At 66.4% G+C, this 18,281-nt stretch carries 16 protein-coding genes and 1 tRNA gene; 8 read left to right on the top strand and 9 right to left on the bottom strand.

Features of this window, described 5'->3' with window-relative positions:
- Positions 1–135: 135 nt before the first annotated feature.
- Positions 136–726 carry a hypothetical protein gene (locus tag V2S85_RS04650; protein WP_330701702.1) on the bottom strand — a complete coding sequence of 197 codons (591 nt, stop codon included), beginning with the start codon at positions 724–726 and terminating at the stop codon, positions 136–138.
- A 146-nt stretch (positions 727–872) separates the two neighbouring features.
- Here V2S85_RS04650 and V2S85_RS04645 point away from each other — a divergent pair, with 146 nt between their 5' ends.
- Both V2S85_RS04645 and V2S85_RS04640 read left to right on the top strand, forming a co-directional pair.
- Positions 873–2,318, top strand: coding sequence for an FAD-binding oxidoreductase (locus V2S85_RS04645; RefSeq protein ID WP_330701701.1), 1,446 nt, complete (start codon positions 873–875; stop codon positions 2,316–2,318).
- Between the two features lie 124 nt (positions 2,319–2,442).
- Entirely contained in the window at positions 2,443–3,252 is an 810-nt protein-coding gene (locus tag V2S85_RS04640) for a SapC family protein (RefSeq protein WP_330701700.1), read from the top strand.
- A gap of 293 nt (positions 3,253–3,545) precedes the next feature.
- Here V2S85_RS04640 and V2S85_RS04635 read toward each other — a convergent pair whose 3' ends face one another.
- Positions 3,546–4,499 (bottom strand): N-formylglutamate amidohydrolase, encoded by a 954-nt coding sequence (locus V2S85_RS04635; protein WP_330701699.1) that lies wholly within the window; start codon positions 4,497–4,499, stop codon positions 3,546–3,548.
- A gap of 158 nt (positions 4,500–4,657) precedes the next feature.
- Here V2S85_RS04635 and cpdR point away from each other — a divergent pair, with 158 nt between their 5' ends.
- Both cpdR and V2S85_RS04625 read left to right on the top strand, forming a co-directional pair.
- Positions 4,658–5,032 (top strand): cell cycle two-component system response regulator CpdR, encoded by a 375-nt coding sequence (gene cpdR, locus V2S85_RS04630; protein ID WP_330701698.1) that lies wholly within the window; start codon positions 4,658–4,660, stop codon positions 5,030–5,032.
- 132 nt (positions 5,033–5,164) lie between these two features.
- A tRNA-Val gene (locus V2S85_RS04625) sits at positions 5,165–5,239 on the top strand.
- A 49-nt stretch (positions 5,240–5,288) separates the two neighbouring features.
- Here the strand turns inward: V2S85_RS04625 and V2S85_RS04620 are convergent.
- Positions 5,289–6,050, bottom strand: a complete 762-nt coding sequence (locus V2S85_RS04620; RefSeq protein ID WP_330701697.1) for a crotonase/enoyl-CoA hydratase family protein — start codon at positions 6,048–6,050, stop codon at positions 5,289–5,291.
- A gap of 135 nt (positions 6,051–6,185) precedes the next feature.
- Here V2S85_RS04620 and V2S85_RS04615 point away from each other — a divergent pair, with 135 nt between their 5' ends.
- Positions 6,186–7,409 (top strand): NADP-dependent isocitrate dehydrogenase, encoded by a 1,224-nt coding sequence (locus V2S85_RS04615; protein WP_330701696.1) that lies wholly within the window; start codon positions 6,186–6,188, stop codon positions 7,407–7,409.
- Between the two features lie 200 nt (positions 7,410–7,609).
- Here the strand turns inward: V2S85_RS04615 and V2S85_RS04610 are convergent, their stop codons facing one another.
- Both V2S85_RS04610 and V2S85_RS04605 read right to left on the bottom strand, forming a co-directional pair.
- Positions 7,610–8,458 carry a TauD/TfdA family dioxygenase gene (locus tag V2S85_RS04610; RefSeq protein ID WP_330701695.1) on the bottom strand — a complete coding sequence of 283 codons (849 nt, stop codon included), beginning with the start codon at positions 8,456–8,458 and terminating at the stop codon, positions 7,610–7,612.
- A gap of 142 nt (positions 8,459–8,600) precedes the next feature.
- A complete protein-coding gene (locus tag V2S85_RS04605) occupies positions 8,601–9,182 on the bottom strand; it encodes a TetR/AcrR family transcriptional regulator (RefSeq protein ID WP_330701694.1) in 582 nt (193 codons plus the stop codon).
- Positions 9,183–9,281: 99 nt separating this feature from the next.
- Here V2S85_RS04605 and V2S85_RS04600 point away from each other — a divergent pair, with 99 nt between their 5' ends.
- Both V2S85_RS04600 and V2S85_RS04595 read left to right on the top strand, forming a co-directional pair.
- A complete protein-coding gene (locus V2S85_RS04600; protein WP_330701693.1) occupies positions 9,282–10,352 on the top strand; it encodes a PA0069 family radical SAM protein in 1,071 nt (356 codons plus the stop codon).
- 62 nt (positions 10,353–10,414) lie between these two features.
- Positions 10,415–10,684, top strand: coding sequence for a hypothetical protein (locus V2S85_RS04595; protein WP_330701692.1), 270 nt, complete (start codon positions 10,415–10,417; stop codon positions 10,682–10,684).
- Between the two features lie 192 nt (positions 10,685–10,876).
- Here V2S85_RS04595 and dnaE read toward each other — a convergent pair whose 3' ends face one another.
- Positions 10,877–14,494, bottom strand: coding sequence for a DNA polymerase III subunit alpha (dnaE, locus tag V2S85_RS04590; RefSeq protein ID WP_330701691.1), 3,618 nt, complete (start codon positions 14,492–14,494; stop codon positions 10,877–10,879).
- A 252-nt stretch (positions 14,495–14,746) separates the two neighbouring features.
- On the opposite strand from dnaE, the gene V2S85_RS04585 reads away from it, so the two are divergent.
- Positions 14,747–15,970 carry a GGDEF domain-containing protein gene (locus tag V2S85_RS04585; RefSeq protein WP_330701690.1) on the top strand — a complete coding sequence of 408 codons (1,224 nt, stop codon included), beginning with the start codon at positions 14,747–14,749 and terminating at the stop codon, positions 15,968–15,970.
- 15 nt (positions 15,971–15,985) lie between these two features.
- Here the strand turns inward: V2S85_RS04585 and V2S85_RS04580 are convergent, their stop codons facing one another.
- From V2S85_RS04580 to V2S85_RS04570, 3 genes are all read right to left on the bottom strand, one after another.
- Positions 15,986–17,383, bottom strand: coding sequence for a carboxylesterase/lipase family protein (locus V2S85_RS04580; protein WP_419198161.1), 1,398 nt, complete (start codon positions 17,381–17,383; stop codon positions 15,986–15,988).
- Between the two features lie 116 nt (positions 17,384–17,499).
- On the bottom strand, positions 17,500–18,006 hold the full coding sequence (locus V2S85_RS04575; RefSeq protein ID WP_330701689.1) for a glutathione peroxidase: 507 nt from the start codon (positions 18,004–18,006) through the stop codon (positions 17,500–17,502).
- Positions 18,003–18,281, bottom strand: a complete 279-nt coding sequence (locus tag V2S85_RS04570; protein ID WP_330701688.1) for a hypothetical protein — start codon at positions 18,279–18,281, stop codon at positions 18,003–18,005. The genes V2S85_RS04575 and V2S85_RS04570 overlap by 4 nt, the downstream gene beginning before the upstream one ends.

Genomic DNA, 18,281 nt, shown 5'->3' with positions numbered 1-18,281 from the left:
CCCGCGACACCTGCCGCGCGACAGCGGGCCATTTGCGGAAAAGAGCGGCAAAGTCAAGGAATTCCGCGTAAGGCAGCGGGAAAGGCAAGGGATTGCCAGCCTGGCCGGTGGAGCATGCCATCGACGGACGCGGTACTAGTGCTCCTGTTCCACCAGTTGGCGGATGCGGGTGAGCGTGCAGCTCATGCCGCTGCGCGACAGCAGCGTGTCGCGATCGACGCACAGGCGCCCGTCCTCGCTGCGTTCCATCAGGAAGCCCGAATAGAAGTCCCGGGCCCGGCACGACCGGTCGAGTTCGGCGCTCACCACCCGGCGGTCGCGCATCAGCAGCAACAGCCGGTTTGCGCGGTCGGGGCGGACGCTGACGATCCCGGCGAGCGGCAGGCAGTTGCCAATCTTGCGCTCGGTCATCGGCGGGGCGTCGCCGCCCGGCATGCCCACGAACATCTCCGGCATCGGGATAGAAGCACGCGGGGTGATGCGGATGGTCATGCGCTGCTCGATGCGCACCTGCCACGAATCGTCAGGCGCGACTTCGGGCATCAAGCTGGCGGCGAACGGCGCCTCGGACGTCAGGGGTGAAGTCTCCGCGGGCAGCCACAAGTCCGCCTCGCCGGGAATGCTCACCTGCTCGGCCTGCCTGGCGTCTGCGCGCGGCGCATCGCCGGTCCCTGCCGCCGGGAACAGCAGCATGATGGGATAAAGCAGGACGGACGCCAGACTCATGAGCGCAATCGAATCCCCGGACAAAAATCGACCCGGCACAGCGATGCCGAGACGATCGCCATACCGCAAGAGCTTGAACCGGCGCTTAACTCTCTTCGATTCCCCGAAGGCAATAAACATCGCCTGATGGTGAAACGGCGGCTGGCATGTGCCATATCGCCGGCATGATCGACGCTGCCTCCTCCCCGTTCCTCGAAGACGCCGCCGCCCTGCTCGGCGCGCGAGGACTGACGACCGACCCCGAACTCGTCGCGCCCTGGCTGACCGACTGGCGCGGGCGCTTCACCGGCCGCGCCTGCGCACTGGCATCGCCGGCCGACACCATGGAATTGTCGGCGCTCGTCCGGCTCTGCGCGCGGCATGGCGTGCCGATCGTCCCGCAGGGCGGCAACTCGGGCATGTCGGGCGGCGCCACCCCGGACGAAAGCGGCACCGCCCTGCTCCTTTCGCTGCGCCGGATGAACGCGATCCGCGCGATCGACCGCGAATCGGGCCGCGCCACCTGCGAGGCAGGCGTCATCCTCCAGACCCTGCACGAAGCCGCCGACGCGGAAGGCCTGCGCTTTCCGCTGACGCTGGGCGGCAAGGGCTCGGCCACCGTCGGCGGGCTGGTCTCCACCAACGCGGGCGGCTGCCAGGTGCTGCGCCACGGGTCGATGCGCGCGCTGGTGCTGGGACTGGAGGCGGTGCTGCCCGACGGGCAGGTGTTCTCGCAGCTCACCCCGCTCAAGAAGGACAACCGCGGCTTCGACCTGAAGCAGTTGCTGATCGGCTCCGAAGGCGTGCTCGGCATCGTCACCGCCGCGACGCTCAAGCTGGAACCCGCCGTCGCCGAACGCGTGGTGATCTGGGCGGGCGTGTCCTCGCTCCCCGCCGCCCGCGCGCTGCTGCTCCATTGCGACGCGGTGGAGGGCCGGTCGCTCGAAGGTTTCGAGGTCATGCCGCAGGCGAGCATCGATGCGGTCGTCGATCACCTGCCAAGCGCCCGTCCGCCGCTGGAAGGCCGCCATGCCTGGCACGTCCTGATCGAGGTCGTCGCCGACCATACCGGCGCGGACACCCTGCGCGAACGCTGCGAGACGATGATGGGCGACGCCTTCGACAAGGAACTGGTGGAGGACGCTGCGCTGTCCGCCAACGAGACCCAGGCCGAGGCGTTCTGGCTGATCCGCGAGACCGTCCCCGCCGCCGAGCGCGCGCGCGGCCCCGCCGTGCAGCACGACATCTCGGTGCCGGTCGAGGCGATGCCCGCCTTCGTCGAGACCACCGCGCCGATGCTGGAAGCCGAGTTTCCCGGCACCGAGGCGATCGCCTTCGGGCACCTCGGCGACGGCAACGTGCATTATCACGTCATCGCCCCGCAGGCACCCGACGCCCGCGCCTGGAACGCCACGCAAGGCAAGGCGATCAGCCGCCGCGTCCACGACCTCGTGACCGAGTGGGGCGGCTCGATCTCGGCCGAGCACGGCATCGGCCAGCTCAAGCGCGACGAACTGGCGCGGCTGGGCGATCCGGTGGCGCTGTCGATGCTGCGCGCGGTCAAGCAGGCGCTCGATCCGCAAGGGCTGCTCAACCCCGGCAAGCTGATCTGACACGATCGGGCACAAACTGCGTCAAATCCGGCGAATTGGCGCAGGCCTCGCGCTTGCGCGGCCGCCGCACAGCCACTAAAGCGAGCGACTTCTTTCAAGACGCCCACCCTCGCGGAGAGTATCCATGGCCAGCGCGCCCCAGAATCCTGCACTCCCCCTGTTCTACAGGGATCTCATTCCGCTCAATTCGCAGCAGCACGCGAGCTGGAAGACCCGTTCCACCGACAAGGCGACCTGGCTCGCCGGGATCAATTCGGTGCCACTGACGGTCGAGGAGTTCCCGCAGGCCCAGCGCAACTTCCCGATCATCTTCACCGCCGGCGAGAACCCGATCCCGTTGGTGCTGATGGGCATGAACGAAGGCACCAACGTCTTCGTCGACGAGGACGGCACGGTGAACACCCCCGTCTACATCCCGGCCTACGTGCGCCGCTATCCGTTCATGCTGGCCAAGCTGCGCCAGGACTCGGACGAGCTGTCGCTCTGCGTCGACCCCACCAGCGACCTCGTCGGCGAGATCGAGGAAGGCGAGCGCCTGTTCGCCGATGACGGCCAGCCCAGCGAAACCACCACGAACATGCTCAAGTTCTGCGAGAACTTCGAGATCGCCGGCACCAAGACCGCGCAGTTCATGGCCGAGCTGCAGAAGCACAAGCTGCTCATGGACGGCGAGCTGAACATCGATGTCGGCGCGGCCCAGCCGTACAACTATCGCGGCTTCCAGATGGTCGACGAGAACAAGCTGCGCGAAGTGCGCGGCGACATCCTGCGCCAGTGGAACCAGAACGGCCTGCTCGGCCTGATCTATGCCCACCTGTTCTCGCTCGAACTGGTGCGCGACATCTTCGGCCGCCAGGCCGCGCAGGGCAAGGTGCCCAACTTCTCCGCACCGGCCGCCCCCGCCCCGGCAACCGCGGACGACGTGAACGCTTGATTCACCTTCGTAGGGGTGGGGCTTATGACACTTTTGTCACAGTCCCACCCCAATCGTTGAGCGATGCCGATAGATCGCTGGACATTTCTTATGCCCCCTGCTTCACGAATCGCTTGAATGTCTGATCGGGTAGGCCTATGCAGTCCTTACCCGGCCGGCGCTACCCTCATGGCCCGTTCGGGTTGGTGCACATTGTGCACCTCCTCCCTGAACCTTGGCCACCTCGTGCATCGCACGAGGTGGTTTTTTAATGTCTTCAGAGATTTGTTGAAACAGCCTCGGTTCAGGCGGATTTATTCGGCAGCAAGCTGCCAGTCCTGCACCCCGCTGTCGCGCCCCAGTTCGGCCACCAGCGCCGCAAGCCGCCGCACCAGTGCCGACAAGTCGGCGACGATGCCATCCGTGCCCTCTCCCAGCTCGACCAGCGCCGAATCGAGATAACGGCTGCGATCGATCTCGATCTGCATTGCGTGGAGGCCCGCCCGCGGATCGGCATGGCGTTCCAGCACGTAGCCGCCGGCATAAGGCCGGTTGTGCGCTGCCTCGCGCTCCACTTGCGCGAAATGCGCGAAAGTGGCGGCCACGACGCTGCCATGGCAACTGGCACCGAAACGGTCGCCGACGACCAACTGGGCACTTGCCACCCCCGGCCGCGAGGGGAGCGGCGGCATCGAATGCAGGTCGATCAGCAAGGCGGCACCCCAGCGATCCCGCAGGCGCGCCAGCATTTCCGCCAGCGCGGCATGATAAGGCTCATGCACCCCGGCGATTCGGGCGGAGAGATCGTCCGCCTGCAACCGCCGCCGCCACAATTCGCCCGTCGCTGGCAACCGGCGGGGAATGAGCCCCAGGCCGCTGCGCGCGCGCCGACTCGGAGTGCCTCCGCCATCCCGTGGCCGGGCCTCGCGAACGAACATCTCCCAGTCGACGTCGTCGGGCGCACGGTTGAGATCGATCATCGCGCGCGGCGCCCGGGCGATCAGCAGGCTTGCGCCGGTCAACTCGGCGACACGCCGCGCGATCGCGTCGATATGGCGATCCTCGAGCTTGAGCGCGGTCGCGGGCCCATGCCGCAGGTCGGCCATCAGCGTCCTGGGATAATCGCGGCCGCCATGCGGCGCGGCGATCAGGATCGGGATGGCGGACGGCCTGCGCTCGCTCAGGACGAAGGCCGCAGACCCCGGAGCGCCGGGAATCCACCCGCCCCGCTCCTCATGCGAATCATTCTCACCGGATCGTTCGATCATCGCTGCAAGCTGTGCGTTTCATGCCGAGGTGTCAAAGCGTCCCGATACCGGTCACCCTTGAATAGGGACAAGAAATTTAAACCGTTGCCCTGTAAGCCTACGGACAGACACGCCGCGTCGCACGCGCTAAAGACAACACACGAGACTGGACACCAGCGATGATCCGTATCCTCCTCGCCGAAGACGATGACGCCATGCGCACTTACCTCGCGCGCGCCCTGCAGAATGCGGGCTACAGCGTCGTTGCGGTCGATCGCGGGACGGAAGCGATCCCCCACCTCAAGAACGACGATTTCGACCTGTTGCTCTCCGACATCGTCATGCCGGAGATGGACGGCATCGAACTTGCGCAGAAGTGCGCGGAGATCTCGCCTTCGACCAAGGTGATGTTCATCACCGGCTTCGCCGCCGTCACCCTGCGCGCCAGCCGCGAGGCGCCGCAGGCGAAGGTTCTCTCGAAGCCCTTCCACTTGCGCGACATCGTGATGGAAGTGCAGCGCGTCTTCGGCCTGACCGAGCACGCGACGCTGTGATGTGAATTTTTGCAAAAAAGCCTCTTGCCAGCCCTGAAGACCACGGCTAGAGGGCCAGTCCTCCGGCGGGGACACTCACCGGAGACGCTCGGACGACTGCTCTGGTTCGCCAGTTAAGTCGTTGAATGGAATGGGCGTATAGCTCAGTGGTAGAGCACTATGTTGACATCGTAGGGGTCGCAAGTTCAATCCTTGCTACGCCCACCATTCCTTGAAAACCCGCCGTGAAAACGGCGGGTTTTCTGCTATTTGGCTGCTATCTTCCCTGCCATCGGGGTGCCCGCTTTTCAGCAAAGGCCTGCGCGCCTTCCCGGGCATCTTCCGAGGCGAAGACCCGCGCGATGTACGGCGCCTGCCTGGCACTGAACTCCTCTACCGGCCACAGCCACGAATCCCGCACGATGCCCTTGGACGCCGCGACCGCCAGCGGGCCGTTCGCGGCGATGGTGCGGGCAAGCGCGCGCGCTGCCTCGATTGCCGGGCCTTGCGTCACCCGGTTGACCAGGCCCAGTTCCAGCGCCCGGCGCGCATCGATGGGCTCTCCGGTCAGCGCCAGTTCCATCGCCAGCGGACGCGGCAGCAGCCGCGGTAGATGCACCACCCCGCCGCCACCCGCGACGAGCCCGCGCTTGACCTCGGGAATGCCGAAACGCGCGCCTTCGCTGGCGACGATGAGATCGCAGGCGAGCGCCAGTTCGAACCCGCCCGCCAGCGCAAAGCCGTCCACCGCCGCGATCACCGGCTTGTTCGGCGTCCAGGTGCACAGGCCGCCGAAACCGCCCCGGGGATCAACCGGCAGTTCGCCCTTGAGGAACCCCTTGAGGTCCATTCCCGAGCAGAAACCACCCCCCACTCCGGTCAGGATCGCGCAGCGCAAGTGCGCGGCCGAATCGAGCAGGTCCATCGCCGCGCCGATCGCCTCTGCGGCCGCCTTGGTCATGGCGTTGCGCTGTTCGGGGCGGTTGATCGTCACCTCCAGCACGCCATCGCGCTCGGCCAGCAACACTTCTTCACTCATGACCCGCTCCTCTCCTGCGATTAGTGACAGGCTGGAGCCGCAAACGCGCCCTGTAAAGCCGACAGCCGCCTTGCCATGCGCCCGCCGTCTGCCTAGAGACTGCCGCAATTCTCACCCCAGGGGAGTCCCTTTAGAATGGCAAAGATCAAGGTTGTGAACCCCGTCGTCGAAATGGACGGCGATGAAATGACCCGCATCATCTGGCAGTGGATCCGCGAGCGTCTGATCCTCCCCTACCTCGACATCGACCTCAAGTACTACGACCTCTCGGTCGAGAAGCGCGACGAGACCGGCGACCAGATCACCATCGACGCCGCCAACGCGACCAAGGAATTCGGCGTCGCGGTCAAGTGCGCCACCATCACCCCCGACGAAGCCCGCGTCGAGGAATTCAGCCTCAAGAAGATGTGGAAGTCGCCCAACGGCACCATCCGCAACATCCTTGGCGGCGTCGTCTTCCGCGAGCCCATCGTGATCTCGAACGTGCCCCGCCTGGTTCCGGGCTGGACCGACCCGATCGTCGTCGGCCGTCACGCCTTCGGCGACCAGTACAAGGCCACCGACACCCTGATCCCCGGCGCCGGCAAGCTGCGCCTGGTGTGGGACGGCGAGAACGGTGACAAGATCGACCTCGACGTGTTCGACTTCCCGGCTCCGGGCGTCGCCATGGCGATGTACAACCTCGACGAATCGATCCGCGACTTCGCGCGCGCCTCGTTCAACTACGGCCTCAACCTCGGCTGGCCGGTTTACCTGTCGACCAAGAACACGATCCTCAAGGCTTATGACGGCCGCTTCAAGGACCTGTTCCAGGAAGTGTTCGACAAGGAAGGCTTCGCCGAGAAGTTCGCCGCCGCCGGCATCATCTACGAGCACCGCCTGATCGACGACATGGTCGCCTCGGCGCTCAAGTGGTCGGGCAAGTTCGTCTGGGCGTGCAAGAACTACGACGGCGACGTGCAGTCGGACACCGTCGCACAGGGCTTCGGCTCGCTGGGCCTGATGACCTCGGTTCTGCTCTCGCCCGACGGCAAGACCGTCGAGGCCGAAGCCGCCCACGGCACCGTGACCCGTCACTACCGCCAGCACCAGCAGGGCAAGGCGACCTCGACCAACCCGATCGCGTCGATCTTCGCCTGGACCCGCGGCCTTGCCTATCGCGGCAAGTTCGACGGTACGCCGGACGTCGTGAAGTTCGCCGAGACCGTCGAGCGCATCTGCATCGAGACCGTCGAATCGGGCAAGATGACCAAGGATCTCGCGCTGCTGATCGGTCCGGACCAGAGCTGGATGACCACCGAGCAGTTCTTCGAGGCGATCGTCGAGAACCTCGAAGCCGAGATGGCCACCTGGGCCTGATCCTTCGGTCGGTTCAATAAAAAGGCCCGCCCCCTCAGCCGAGGGGGCGGGCCTTTTCTTTTGTTCCTTCCCGAACTTGTCTCGGGGAGGTGGCAGCCCGCAGGGCTGACGGAGGGGGAATTGTTCGAAAGCTCCCCCTCCACCACCGCTTCGCGGCGGTCCCCCTCCCCGACACAAGCTCGGGGAGGAATCGTTCAGCGTTACTCCACCGCCCAGGGTTCCTCACCCTCCAGCTTGGTCCGGTGCATCATGCGCCCGCAAGTGGGATCGTAAGCCTCGGCACGGTGCATGGTGCCGGTGTTGTCCCAGATCACCAGGTCGCCCACTTCCCATTCGTGGCTATAGGTGAACTCCGGCCCCGTCGCCCATTCGCGCAGGCCATGGATGATCCGCGCGCTCTCCAGATGGTCGACGCCCTGCACGTGATGGCAAGTGCAGCCCAGCACCAGCGACTTGCGGCCAGAGGCATGCTTCCACACCAGCGGCAGCACCTTCTCGCCGATCCCCTGCATGATCTTGAGCTTCGCGAGGCTCGGCTCGGGCTCGTAGTAGAACAGCGAGGCCCAGGGTCCGTGCAGCACGCGCAAGTCGTCGTAGTACGCCTTGTCCTCATCCGACAGCGCGTCATAGGCGGCGTAGGTATTCGAGAACCCGGTGTTGCCCGTCCCCTTGGGGCTCGGCACCTTGCAGGACAGCAGCGAGGCGAGGATCGGTACTTCGTTGCGGGTGCCGTCGATGTGCCAGTAGAGCGAACCCTTCAGGTACTCGGCGCTGGCGGGATTCTCCTTCACGTCGAGCGTGATCTTGCTCGGGCCGCCGTCCGGCCCCTCGGGCGCATATTCGCCGAGCGTCCTGGTGAAGGCGATCTGCTCCGCGTCGTCGAAGCCGACTTGCGGGAATACGAGGATACCGCGCGCTTCCAGTTCCTCGCGAAGCTGCGCGGCGAGTTCGCCGGAGAGCAGCTCCGCCTTGGAATTGAGGATGCGGCTGCCGATCTTCGGCTTGATGTGCTCAGCCTTCAGCTGAGTCGTCGTGGTGGCGACCGTCATGGTCATGTCTCCCAAGGATGCCGTATGAAAACGCTGTTATCACGTTCTTCGTCCGGCATCCGAGAGAATCAAGCCGTGCTGCGCGCCGCGCGCGCCAGGCAAGGGCAATCAGCGCCCGCGCGTTATGTGTCCCACCCGTGTCTCAGGCGCCCAGCTTGTCCAGCCAGCCCTCGACGATGCGGATCGCCTCGGCATGGCCGGTCTGAACGCCGAGGCCCTGCTCCATCACGATGGCACGGCCGATGCCGGCGAGCACGACGCTCAAGCCCGCCGCGTCGAAGCCTTCGAGTCGCTCTAGCCGGTCGCCGAGCATATGTTTGAGGATCTCCACCTGCCGCGCACGCATCTCCTCGCTGTGCTGCGCCATGTAGTCGCGCACGGCGGGGCGGTGGTTGGCCATCGCCATGAACTCCAGCGCCATCGCCACGCGGCTGGTGTCGATGAAGAAACCCCACAGCGCCCGCAGGGGATCGTCGGAGGCCAGCGCTTCCCCGATCATGCGATCGCTCTGCGCCGCGCCCTGCCGCGAAACCTCGACCAGCAGATCGTCGGTGGTGGGGAAGTAATAATGCACCAGCGAGGGCTTGAGCCCCGCCCGGGCGGCCACGCGCCGCGTGCTGACGGAGGCATAGCCCTCGTCCCGGATCAACTGGTTGGTGGCCTCGACGATGATCGCCCGTGTCGCGGACGTCTCGGCTCCGACCCTGCGCGCTGCGCCTGCCATGAAATTCCCCTTTCATGCCCGCCTAAGGGTGCAGCGCAGCAAGATCAACCGGTGAGGGGTGCGATTGACTTTTGTTCTCTTTTTGTTCAAACAAGTCGCATGGCAGCGATCAAGGGCAGAGGTGCGGTGAGCGGGGCGGCAAGCGCGCGCTTCAACCTGCCTGCGCGCGAAGCCGATGGTGACTGGCTCGATGTGGCGGAGACCGTGGACGGCCCTTCCCGCCACCCCGCGACGACGGTGACTGAGGAACATCCCCGATCGATCCTGTCGTTCAACGCATCGCCTGACGTGCCGTTCGACCGTTCGGTGAATGCCTATCGCGGATGCGAGCATGGGTGCATCTACTGCTTCGCTCGGCCCACCCACGCCTATCACGACCTTTCGCCCGGCCTCGATTTCGAGACGAAGCTGTTCGCCAAGCCCGCCGCCGCACGGCTCCTGCGCGAAACACTGGCCAAGCCCGGCTATCGGCCCGCGCCGATCGCGATGGGCACCAATACCGATCCCTACCAGCCGATCGAGATGCGCTATCGCATCACTCGCGAGGTGCTTGAGCTGTGCCTGGACGTGGGCCATCCGGTGACGATCACCACCAAGTCCGACCGCGTGCTGCGCGACCTCGACCTGCTGGAGCAGTTGGCGGCGCGCGATCTGGTGCATGTCGGCATATCGGTGACCAGCCTCGATCCCGTGCTGTCGCAAAAGCTGGAGCCCCGCGCCGCCTCTCCGGCCAAACGGATGGCGGCGCTCGGCCGGCTCGCCGAGGCGGGAATTCCCGCCCAGGTCTCGATCGCGCCGGTGATACCCTCGATCACCGACAGTTTCATGGAGGCGATCATGGAAGATGCCGCCGCGCGCGGCATCCGATCGGCCACATGGATCGTGGTGCGCCTGCCACACGAAGTCGCGCCGCTGTTCCGCGAATGGCTCGATACGCACTTCCCCGAGCGCGCGGGCAAGGTCATGGCGACGATCCGCTCGATCCGCGGTGGACGGGACAATGATCCCAATTTCGTCACCCGCATGCGGCCCGAGGGCGTCTGGGCAGACCTCTTCCGGCGCCGCTTCCGCGTCGCCGCCGCCAGGCTGGGGATGACGGGGCCGCACGTCACGCTCGATTGCGCGCAGTTCCGCCGCCCTTCGCTGGACGGGCAACTGTCGTTGCTGTGACAGCGGCAACCTTGGGATGCCGCAGGCGTTGTTGCCGCAACGACATGGGACAGGAGCCTGTCATGGCTGAAGAGATCGTCGAGCGCACTCATGAACCTGCGCCGGTTCACACCACCACCATCATCCACGAACACCGTTCATCGGGCGGCACGGGTATCATCCTTGCGCTGATCCTGCTCGTCGCGATCGTCGGCGGGGTCTATCTGTTCAGCGAGCACGCCAGCGACAGCGCACGGGACAACGCCATCGCCGAAGCCGCCGACAACGTCGGCAAGGCCGCGACGAAAGTGGGCGATGCCGCCGAAGAGGCGGTGCAGCAGCAAAAGCAGTAGGCCCATCCCGGTGCTTGCCGGAATCACGCACTCAGAGACCGTTTGAGAATGCGCCTTTCGGCGCATTGCGGCACCGGCCCGCTCCCCTACCCGGCCACCCAACGGCAGTATTCTATGGGTGGCCGGGTGGGGGAGCGGGCCGGTGCCGCCTTGGAAATCGCTCTTCCGCGATTTCTCAAACGGTCTCTCAGCTCATGCCGCCATCGCCACCCGCTCGGGCCCGCGCTTGGCGGTGAGCGATACGTTGGTGATCCCCTCCACGCTCTGAAGCGATTCCGCGAACTCGCCATCGAGCGCGAAGTCGCGGCCGAGGCGCACCTTCTGCGTCCGGCCGTCGCCAAGATGGAGCGTGACGATCACTTCCCCCGCTCCGCGCGCGCCCGGCCGCATCAGCAGTGCCAGTTCGCGCACCGCCTCGATGCGGTCGATGTCGAGCTTGAGCACCATGCGGGCATCGGCCTTCACTTCATTGAGCGGCCTGCCGCCCCGCACCGTCACGCGCGGCGGTTCGTCGGGACTGGGCGAGTCCAGTTCGACGGTGAGCAGGATACAAGCGCCCTCCTTCGCCCACTTCACGAAGTTCTCGACCATGCTCTCCTCGAAGCACGAGGCCGAGAAGTTGCCTGACGAATCCGAGAAGTCCGCCATGACGAAGTCCTTGCCCTTGCGGGTCTTGCGCTTCTGGACACTCTCTACCATCGCCGCCATCACCGCGCCGGTGCGACCGGCGCCGCCGCCCGCCGTCATCAGGCTGGAATAAGTCCGGGCACCGTTGGCCGACGCGACCGCGCGATACGCCTCCACCGGGTGTGCGGCGAAGTAGAAACCGAAGGTTTCCCGCTCCTTGGCCATCTGCTCGGCGCGGTCCCACTTGTCGGCCTCGACAAGGCGCAGGCCCTGCTCGACATGGTCCTCACCGCCGAACAGGCCGTGCTGCGTGGAATTTCGTTCGCGCGAGGAGCGATCCGCCTCCGCCAGCAGCGTGTCGGCGTTGGCCAGAACCTTGGCGCGGTTCGGCTCCAGCGCGTCGAAGGCGCCCGCTGCGGCAAGGCTTTCGAGCTGGCGGCGGTTCATCGATCCGGCAGGCGCGCGGCGGAACACGTCGTCGAGATCGACGAAGGGCCCGTTCACCTCGCGCTCGGCGACGATGGCGTCCATCGCCTTTTCGCCCACGTTGCGGATGCCCGCCAGCGCATAGCGCACCGCGTGGCTCTCGGCCGTCTCCTCGACGATGAATTCGGCCTCGGAGCGGTTGATGTCGGGCGCGGCGAGTTCGATGCCGTTGCGGCGCGCGTCATCCACGAAGATCGCCAGCTTTTCCGACTGGTGCATGTCGAAGCACATCGCGGCGGCATAGAATTCGTGCGGATAGTGCGCCTTGAACCACGCCGTATGGTACGCCAGCAGCGCGTAGGCGGCAGCGTGCGACTTGTTGAAGCCGTAGCCGGCGAACTTGTCGATCAAGTCGAACAGTTCGTTGGCCTTGGCGGCGTCGATGCCCGAGACTTCCTTGCAGCCATCGACGAAGCGCTGGCGCTGCTTGTCCATCTCGGCCTGAACCTTCTTGCCCATCGCGCGCCGCAGAAGGTCGGCGTCACCGAGCGAGTAGCCCGCCAGGATCTGCGCGGCCTGCATGACCTGTTCCTGGTAGACGAAGATGCCGTAAGTCTCGCCCAGGATGCCCGCCAGCTTGTCATGCGGATACTCGATGGGCGCGAGGCCGTTCTTGCGCTGGCCGAACAGCGGGATGTTGTCCATCGGGCCGGGACGATAGAGCGAGACGAGCGCGATGATGTCGCCGAAATTGGTCGGCTTCACCGCCGCCAGCGTGCGGCGCATGCCTTCCGATTCGAGCTGGAACACGCCCACGGTGTCGCCGCGCTTGAGCAACTCGTAGACGCCCGGATCGTCCCATGCCAGCGTCGAGAGGTTGATGGTGATCCCGCGCCGTTCGAGCAGGTCGCAGGCCTTGCGCAGCACCGACAGGGTCTTGAGGCCGAGGAAGTCGAACTTCACGAGCCCGGTGTCCTCGACATACTTCATGTCGAACTGGGTCACCGGCATGTCGGAGCGCGGGTCGCGGTAGAGCGGCACCAGCTGGGCCAGCGGGCGGTCGCCGATCACCACGCCCGCCGCGTGGGTGGACGAGTTGCGCGGCAGGCCTTCCAGCTGCACCGCGAGATCGACCAGGCGGCGCACTTCGGCGTCGGTGTCGTACTCGCGCTTGAATTCGGCGACCGGCGGATCCTTGGTCACCCCGTGCGCCTTGCGGCCCTGGATCGTCTCGGTCAGCGTCCACGGGTCGGTCGGATGGTTGGGCACCATCTTGCACAGCGAATCGACACGGCCGTAGCTCATCTGCAGGATGCGGCCGCAATCGCGCAGCACCGCGCGGGCCTTCATCTTGCCGAAGGTGATGATCTGAGCGACGTGGTCGTGCCCATACTTGGCCTGAACGTAGCGGATCACCTCGCCGCGCCGGGTTTCGCAAAAGTCGATGTCGAAATCCGGCATCGAGACGCGTTCCGGATTGAGGAAGCGTTCGAACAGCAGGCCCAGCTTCAGCGGGTCGAGGCCGGTGATGGTCAGCGCCCAGGCCACCAGCGAACCCGCGCCCGAACCACGCCCCGGTCCCACCGGGATGCCGTTCTCGCCCGCCCACTTGATGAAGTCGGCCACGATCAGGAAGTAGCCGGGGAAGCCCATCCCGACGATGATGCCGACCTCGAAGTCGAGGCGGTCGGCGTATTCCAGGAAGTCTTCGGTGACGCCTTTCTCGCGCAGGATTTCGTAGGCGGCGCGGCGCTCGTCGCCCTGGAAGGCCATCGCCTCGTCGAGTTCGGCCTCGGTCACCTCGGGCCAGTACGGCGCCAGCCGGGCGGCCAGGCCACGGCGCGAATCGTCGGCGAGCATGCGCGCCTCGCCCTCGCGGTCGCCGGCAAGGCTGGGCAAGAGCGGCTTGCGGCGGGGCGGCACGTAGGCGCAGCGCTGCGCGACGACGAGGGTGTTCGCCAGCGCCTCGGGCAGATCGGCGAACAGCTCGGCCATCTCGGCGGCAGGCTTCACCCAGCGCTCGGACGAGGAGCGCGGGCGGTCGGCGGCGTCCACCTGCGTCGAGTTGGCGATGCACAGCAGCGCGTCGTGCGCGGCGTGGAAGCTGCGATCGGAGAACTGCGCGGGATTGGTGCCGACGAGCGGAATATCGCGCTGGTAGGCGAGCGCGATCAGGTCTTCCTCGCTCTCGTCCTCCTCCGGTTCGCCGGTGCGGGTGATCTCCATGTAGAGGCGATCGCCGAACAGCTCCTGCAGCGTGTCGCAATAGCTTTCGGCCTGCTCGTGCCGGCCCGTCGCATAGAGCCGCGCCAGCGCGCCCTCGTTGCCGCCGGTCAGGCAGATCAGCCCCTCGGTATGGCCGCGCAGCGATTCCAGTTCGACGTGCGGGTCCAGTTCCAGCGGCCGCCCGAGGTGCGCGCGGCTGACGTGGTCGCACAAGTTGAGCCAGCCGGCCTCGTTCTGCGCGAACAGGGCGAGCCAGTCGATCGGCCGGTCCTGCCCCTGCTTGGCTTCACGCCCTCCGTCCGACAGGGGCCGGGCGATGGACAGGAAAGTGCCGACGATCGGCTGCACGCCCATGCCCTTGGCCGCACCCGCGAAGATCGGCGCGGCATAGAGGCCATTGCGGTCGCACAGCCCGGCAGCGGGGAACTTGCGCTCCTTTGCCAGCTTGGCGATCGCCTTCGGGTCGATCGCGCCGTCCAGCATGGTGAAACTGGAAAAGATGCGGAGCGGGACGAAGGGAGCATGCGGCATCCGGCAAATTTAGGCATTCGCCGATGCTCCTATCAAGGGCGCACCCTCGATAAGACGGGGATACTCGCGCGGTCAGGCGGCAGCACCCCGTAAACCGCTGATTTCCAATTGCACCGCGCACATCATGCGTTAACGAGACCATGCTAGGCGCGATAGGTGTTCTCCCGGATGGGCCGGGCGAACAGAGGGGGACAGCATGATGGCCATTGCAGCGCGCCGCCGTCCTCTCGCGGTGTCGGGAACCGGTTGCCGATGCCGGACCTGAGCACGCCTTACATCACCACTATCGCCGCCTGCAGCACCGTGCTGGGCGCAATCATGTGCATGGCGGTCCTGCTATCGTGGTTCAAGGACGGCAGGCCGACGCAGCGTCGCTGGCAGTTCGCGCCCTTCGGCCTCGCCGTGCCCGCCGGTATCCTGCTGACCTGGCCGGAGATCCTGCCCGGCGAATGGGGGCTGCGGCTGGGCTGGTTCGGCCTCACCACCGTCTACGGCTCGGCCTGGCTTGCCGCGCGCATCACGGCGGGACGCGAACCGCTGCGGCTGGCGATGCTGCTGCCGTGCCTCGCGGTGCTGCTGTTCTCCTGCACGCTGGGCGCCGACGCGCACAACCCCGAATGGCGCATGCTACCCCGCGTGCTGGTCTTCGCGCTGTTCGACGGCCTCGCCGCGCGCGAATTCGCCCGGATGCGCGCGCCGCACCTGCAGTCCGCGACGACGCTTTACTGGATGTTCGCGGCATTCTGCGCCTTCGAACTGGCACGAGCGCCCTTCTCGCTGTGGCTGCCCGCCCCGTTCGGACCCGCGCAGCCGCAAGTCTGGTCGATCGCGCTGTTCAACCTGCTGCTGGTGCTCGAGGGGGTGCTACTGGGGGTATTCCTGACCGCGCTCGGCCGCGAACAACTGGTGGCGCGCAATTATCGCCTCGCCTCGATCGATCCGCTGACCGGCATCGGCAACCGCCGCGCCCTCGACGACCGCATCGCAGTGCTGGACCGCGATCGCCGAACCGGCCTTTGCAGGGCGGTGGTGCTGCTCGACATCGATCGTTTCAAGACGATCAACGACGAACTCGGCCACGCGTTCGGCGATCTCGTCATTGTCGGCGCGGCTTCCGTCGCGCGTGAGACGCTCGGCGCCGCGAACGTCTTCCGGGTGGGCGGAGAGGAATTCGCCGCCATCGTCGAGGCGCCCGATCCCGAGGCGATCATGACCCGCGCCGAAGCGTTGCGCATGGCCTTCGCCGCGCGCAGCCACGTTTCCGGGCAGGTTTCCCGGCGCTGCACGATCAGCATCGGCGTCGCCGTGCTCGCGCCGGGCGACTATGCCGCCGGCCGGTTCGAGGCTGCCGACGCCGCACTCTATGCCGCCAAACGACGCGGCCGTGACCAGAGCGTCATGGCCGACGGCACTACGCCGCAGCGCCCTTCGGTCGATCTGCGGATCGTCGGTGACCGGCGTGTCGCCAGGGGGTAATTCAAGGACTGGGCCTCAGGGCACGGTCGTCAACGGATCGCGCCCGGCCCTGGCGGTGCCGTCGGCGGCGAAGTCCATGATGACGTCCTTCGCCGGATCGTAGCGCGGCCAGACGGGCAGCTTGCCGCCGTTGGGATCGCCCGTCTTCGCGAACGCTACCAATGCGTCGCTGATGGTGGTCCCCATCGCATCGTCGCGAGCGGTGACGGCATTGCCGTACTTGATCGCCTGGGTATCGAAGAAATACGGAATGTCCGTGGCATGCCCCGCGCCCTTGTCGGCAAGCGAGGAGGCCACGTAGGAGAAGCGGTAGGCGTAGACCGGCGCCCCGCCCGCCGCCAGCGCGCGCGCAACGTCACGCGCACCCTTCACCATGAAGCCGTCCGGCCCGCCGATATCCGCGCTGGTCGCGCCGACCATGACCGGAACCTTCGCGAACCGGCCCGCGCCATAAGCCTGCGCGACATCGACCACGACCTTGCCATCCACGAACGGCGAGGAGAACGGCGGGCGCGGCCCCCCGAACAGCGCGGCGAGGTTCAGTCCGCCCACCACCTGCTCCGCCGGCATGGCGCGCAGGCGGGCGAGCGCCTTTGGATCGTCAGCAGCGATTCCCTGAGTGGCAGCAAAGGCCACGCCGGTCTTCTCGGCCTCGTCCAGTCCTCCGGCGCCCAGCGCCTTGCCATCGCCGCCCGACATCACGACCGCGCGGCGGAACAGGCCCTGGCTGAGCGGCGAGGTCATCAACATGTTGACGGACATGCCGCCCGCGCTCTCGCCGATCAGCGTGATATTGCCGGGATCGCCGCCGAATGCCGCGATATTGTCATGCACCCACTTCAGCGCCGCGATCTGGTCCATCACGCCGTAATTGCCGGCAAGGCCGCCATCGGCGCGCTGCGCGGTCAGTTGCGGGTGCGCGAAAGTGCCAAAGCGGCCGAGGCGGTAGTTGAAGCTGACCACCATGACGCCCTTCCTGGCCAGTCGCGCGCCCGAATACGTCGGGGGCGAGGAACCGCCGTTGACGAAGCCGCCGCCATAGATCCACAGCACCACCGGCAGCTTCTCCCGCGCGGCCTCGGGCTTCCAGACGTTGAGATAGAGGCAGTCCTCCGCCGGCGGCGTGCCGAGCGGAGCGGCATCGCTGGGGAAAGGCTTCTGCATGCAGTCGTTGCCGTAGGACGTGGCATCGCGCACGCCGCTCCACGACGCGGCCGGCTGCGGCGCCCGCCAGCGCAGTTCGCCCACGGGCGGCGCGGCGAAGGGAATGCCCTTCCAACTCGTCACGCCCTCCTCGACCGAGCCCCGGACCTGACCGCTGCGCGTCGCGGCGACGGGATCGGCAACCGCAACCGGCGAGCAGGCCGGGGGCATCAGCAGTGCGAATGCAAGAAGCTGGATCTTCAAGGACATCTCCGTATTGCGATGCATCCGCAATCCCGGTGCATTCCGGGATCACAGGCGGCCTTTAGGCGCGACCTCACCGCAGGACGCAAGCCCTGTCCTCGAGAATTGCCCAATGTCACGGCTCAGGTCCGGGACGCCGAGAGCTGCTTTTCGATATCCTGTTCCAGTGCCGCAGGCTTGTCGGTCGGGGCATAACGCCGCACGACGCGGCCTTCGCGGTCGATCAGGAACTTGGTGAAGTTCCACTTGATGGATTTCGAGCCCAGCAGGCCCGGCGCCTCGGCCTTGAGCCATCGATAGAGCGGGGCGGCATCCGCGCCGTTGACCTCGACCTTGTCCATCAGCGGAAACGACAGGCCGAAGTTCACCGAGCAGAAAGCGGCGATCTCGTCGGCCTCGCCCGGTTCCTGCTTGCCAAACTGGTTGCAGGGAAACGCGATCACTTCGAAGCCCTGGTCGCGGTACTTGCGCCAGAGTGCCTCAAGCCCCTCGTACTGCGGGGTGAAGCCGCACTTGCTGGCGGTGTTCACCACCAGCACCACCTTGCCCAGCCGATCGGCGAGGCTGGTCGCCTCGCCATTCGGCAGGGTCGCGGTGAAGTCCGCGATGGTGCGTGGGTCTTTGGTCATCCCAGCGGAAAATCCGCACGGCGGGACAAGTGGCGGATCTCGCCGATGCGGAAGGTGTGGTCGCCGTCCTTCTCGATCGCGTAGTCGTCCTGCTTGTCCTCGGGCAGGGTCATGACGAAGGCCACCAGTTCGGCCACCGTGCCGCGCCGGATGGTCTTGAAGTTATGGAACAGCCCGCCGCCATCCTCGCACCGGTGGAGTTCGGCGGTATCGTCCCAGCCGAACCCCTTGGGCGAAGCGTTGCTCGTCTGAATGGTGGACGGAATGTCGCTCAT

It is taken from the genome of Novosphingobium resinovorum, from assembly GCF_036352595.1.
Taxonomy (GTDB): Bacteria; Pseudomonadota; Alphaproteobacteria; order Sphingomonadales; family Sphingomonadaceae; genus Novosphingobium; species Novosphingobium resinovorum_B.
This window is presented reverse-complemented; position numbering and strand designations above follow the sequence as displayed.